5 protein-coding genes are annotated in these 3,598 nt (G+C 53.2%); 3 read left to right on the top strand and 2 right to left on the bottom strand.

Annotation, left to right across the window (positions count from 1 at the left end; translation table 11 throughout):
* Positions 1-75 precede the first annotated feature (75 nt).
* Positions 76-321 carry a hypothetical protein gene (locus tag ACYVJT_RS15105; protein ID WP_499418538.1) on the bottom strand — a complete coding sequence of 82 codons (246 nt, stop codon included), beginning with the start codon at positions 319-321 and terminating at the stop codon, positions 76-78.
* Between the two features lie 295 nt (positions 322-616).
* Between ACYVJT_RS15105 and ACYVJT_RS15100 the strand changes: the two genes are divergently transcribed.
* From ACYVJT_RS15100 to ACYVJT_RS15090, 3 genes are all read left to right on the top strand, one after another.
* Positions 617-808, top strand: coding sequence for a hypothetical protein (locus ACYVJT_RS15100; RefSeq protein ID WP_343959861.1), 192 nt, complete (start codon positions 617-619; stop codon positions 806-808).
* 134 nt (positions 809-942) lie between these two features.
* Positions 943-2,496, top strand: a complete 1,554-nt coding sequence (locus tag ACYVJT_RS15095) for a helix-turn-helix transcriptional regulator (RefSeq protein ID WP_343959859.1) — start codon at positions 943-945, stop codon at positions 2,494-2,496.
* Between the two features lie 128 nt (positions 2,497-2,624).
* Entirely contained in the window at positions 2,625-2,957 is a 333-nt protein-coding gene (locus ACYVJT_RS15090; protein WP_343959856.1) for a transposase, read from the top strand.
* On the opposite strand, the gene ACYVJT_RS15085 is transcribed toward ACYVJT_RS15090, so the two are convergent.
* On the bottom strand, positions 2,901-3,598 hold a 698-nt coding region (locus ACYVJT_RS15085; RefSeq protein WP_499418536.1), incomplete at its 5' end, for an IS30 family transposase. The genes ACYVJT_RS15090 and ACYVJT_RS15085 overlap by 57 nt on opposite strands.

The following is a 3,598-nucleotide window of genomic DNA, read 5'->3' as shown; positions in this document are numbered from 1 at the left end:
TACCAATATTTTCGGAAGACCCCGACACCTTCCACCACCTTCACCCCCGGCGTGTCTTAAACCCTCACCCCACCCTTAAACCGGAAGAGCCTGTTTATGCCACCGGCCTTGATCTTCCACCAGCCACTGCTCAATGATCGACGCGTACGCGGCGACCACAGATGCACCAGGACGGGTGGTCTCCGCGGGTGGCTGCGGGGAAAAATCCTCTTGGTTCGCATATTTGGCCACCGAGTCACGGCTAATGGCTAAACGCTTGGCTATTTCACGCTGAGACAGCCCTAATCGTTGAAGTTTTCTGATATCTTCTTGTATCGGCATGGGCACCGTCATGGACTTTCCAGTTCCTCTCCCACACTGCTATTGACAAAGATAAAAGCAGGCAGTGTGTTCAGGAACTTATCTAACAGGACAAACGGTGCCCATTGCCGTATCTCACACAGCAACACGCACCCAATCCTGGGCGTAATGAACATAGGCGCCACAAACCACAACAAAACAAGCTGTGGAAAAGTGGCCTGATTCTTAGCGCTCTTTTGGCTGGAAACCAGCCGCTCAACTGGCCGGAATCTTCTGCTTTAACGGCCTACTTCTAGTTGATCACGTACACCAGGGCATGACGATCATGCAAATCGAAAAACTCAGCCCCCAAGAGTACCGGGAAACCGCGATCGGGACGTTTAACGTTGAGGGAGCGTATGGTCCGCACACGGTGCTGCCGGCGGGTGATGGGTACTGGATTGACTACTACACCGAAAAATCTACTGCGTTGGCAGGTATCCGACGTGTCAAAGGTCGGATGAAATAGGACATTCGGTGGTCTGCGGGATGCGACAGTTTTCTTACAACATGTGGTTGACGAGCTGTTTCTATCTGTCATGAGTGTCGATGCAGCAACACAATTAGAGGAAGGTCATGACAAGACCGGTAGTATGCGTTTACATGACGGATAACGTGAATGTGGATGCTTTGGACACTGATGCGGCGTCTTATGGGTACTTGAAGTGTTTTGTCGAAAAAGTGGAACACCTCGTCGCTAGCGAAGACTACGTGACCGCGGGGCAGCTTGTCTCAGATGACCCTACTTCGGCGTGGTTTGGCTTCCGAACGGATAGGCTGTACGCGATCGTCGACGTGTTGATGTCGCAGCTTTCAGATCCAGGGCACTTTCTCACGACCGTTCACGCGGTGATGTCGAATCCTGATCCCGACTTGTTATTCAGCCAAGATGTCGTTGTTGGATCAGAAGAATATAATCCCCGGCAGCAGTATTTTTTGGCGGTTATTCGGATGAGCGCCTTCCGGTCCGTGGGGCTGCATAAAGATGCTGTCGAACAGGCCGAGGCTATGCGTTTGCAGCAAGGTCGACTGGTTTCGGTCTTTGACCGGCATGGTGGTTGGGCGCTGAGTACAAGTGTTCAGCTGGGTATCTCTGCTATGTTGGCGGGAAATTTTCACCGCGCGGTTGCTGCATTCACTGAAGCGCAACTGCACGTTGAGGTGCCGGCGTTTGCTTTCCTGACCCGTGATGCGCTTGTGAAATCAGCGCTGATTCAGGCTTCTTTTGGTGATCCGTATCAGGCTGAGACTCTGCTTGCTCGAGCAGAGGATATCCCTCGTACGTCGAGCTGGGCGGAATCTCAGATCGATGTTCACCGCGATTTTACTCAGATCTTGCTGCGCGGTGGAGCGGTTGCGCATGAGGCGATAGAAAGAATTCAGCTCCATGATGTTGGTGAAATGTGGCCGTTCTATATTGTGGCGATGTATCACCTGATGGAGTCTGCCGGTTACCGCGATCAGCTGGAATTCCAGCTGCAGATGTTTGAATCGTTGCCACTGCCCAAGACTGAAGGACACGGGTTTTCCGGAAGCGTCATCCCGCTCAAACGTGCACTACTTGCCATGGGTGCAGGCCGGGGGACCGAAGCGCAGGAACTCTTAGGTCAGGCTGACCCAGACATTGTATATACCCAGTTGATCGAGGCAGCATCGCATCTCTACGGTGGACGGCCCAAAGAAGCGTTGTCCCGTGCTACCCAGCTCCGGTCTCGAACAGCTGGTTTGCGTCTTCTTGAAGTCCGGAGATTGGCAGTAATCGCCGCTGCAAACTATGCACGTGACAACGTTCGCGATAGTTTGAATGCTCTGGAACAAGCTGCAAAATTCCCCCGAGGTCTGTCGAGATTCGAAGTTCAGCTATTTAGCCCCGAAACGCGTCGATTGGCTAAACAACACATCGAGCAATGGCCTCAAGAAGATGTAGGCCGTTCGACTTTTTTGACCGGACTGCCTGATCCCGGGGCGGCACTCAGCGAGCGCGAACTGATCATTATTCAAGAAATTGCATTAGGGCATTCCCGCGCTCAAATTGCAGAGAATCTTTACATCTCAATCAATACAGTCAAATCGCAGATACAAAACGCTTACCGCAAACTTGGAGCCACATCGAAAACTTCGGCCATACGGGAAGCCGAGCGTAGGGGCTTACTCTAATGTTGGCGAGTGATCGGGCCCACCCTATTGTCGGCTGTATGTTGAGCTGCTCTATGGATTTCGGACACGGGCCCTCTACGTTTTAACTAGACTTGAGGGTCATACCGAAAGTGAGACTGAGTTAGGAAATGTCGACTCCACGCCGTCAATACTCCCAGGAGTTCAAAGACCAATTGGTTGAAGAGGTCATGGAATTTTCGAAGCCCATTGCCGAGGTTGCTCGGGACTATGGTATCGCTGCCCAATCGTTGGGCAATTGGGTGAAGAAATACCGTCAAACGCACGGCCATGATGATGCCGACAGCAGTGCCACGGCGGGTGCAACGGCCCGCGAGCAAGCGCTGGAACGGGAAGTTCAAGAGCTCAAAGCGGAGTTGTCGTTCGTAAAAAAAGCAGCCTTGGATTCAAGTCGTCAAGGCAACACCATGTTGTTCGACTTCAATTGGGGTTCGGTAGCCTAAGCATTTGCAGGGACGGGTGTTCAGGTCATGGGCGATTTGATCCAGCTCGTTTTGTGAATATCTGCTGAGGTTGGTTTTCTTGGGCAGGTATTGGCGGATCAGCCCGTTGGTGTTTTCGTTGGTGCCGCGTTGCCAGGGACTTAGCGGATCGGCAAAGAAGACCTCTACTCCAGTAGCCTGGGTGATGGTCTGGTGGTCGGCCAGTTCCATGCCACGATCCCAAGTCAGTGTTTTGACGTTGGTCTCTGGCTGCTGGGTTCGGCGCTGGCTCAGCGCTGTGGTCAGATGCTGCGCACTACGATCGGCCAGTTGAACTAACGCCACTTTGCGGCTGGCCCGATCCACCAAGGTAGCAATCTGCGAGCTGCTGCTACCAATAACCAGGTCCCCTTCCCAGTGCCCGAGTACCGTTCGATCTTCTGCCTCGGCTGGCCGGTCATGAATGGAACGCGCGTTTTTGATCTGTGACCGCCACTGACCCCGCGTGGAATAGTGCTTGCCGTGACGGATGGGGCGGTTACGTCGCAGACAGTGATGGATATTGTGTGGCAGTATCTTGCGGACCTTGTGCAGATACACGGTGCGATAAATGGCCTCGTGACTGATGTGCATCCGCGTATTCATCGGGTAGTCCAACCGCA

This window comes from Yaniella soli, assembly GCF_054782375.1.
Note: the sequence above shows the minus strand (reverse complement) of the source record. Positions and strands in the feature narration are given on the sequence as shown.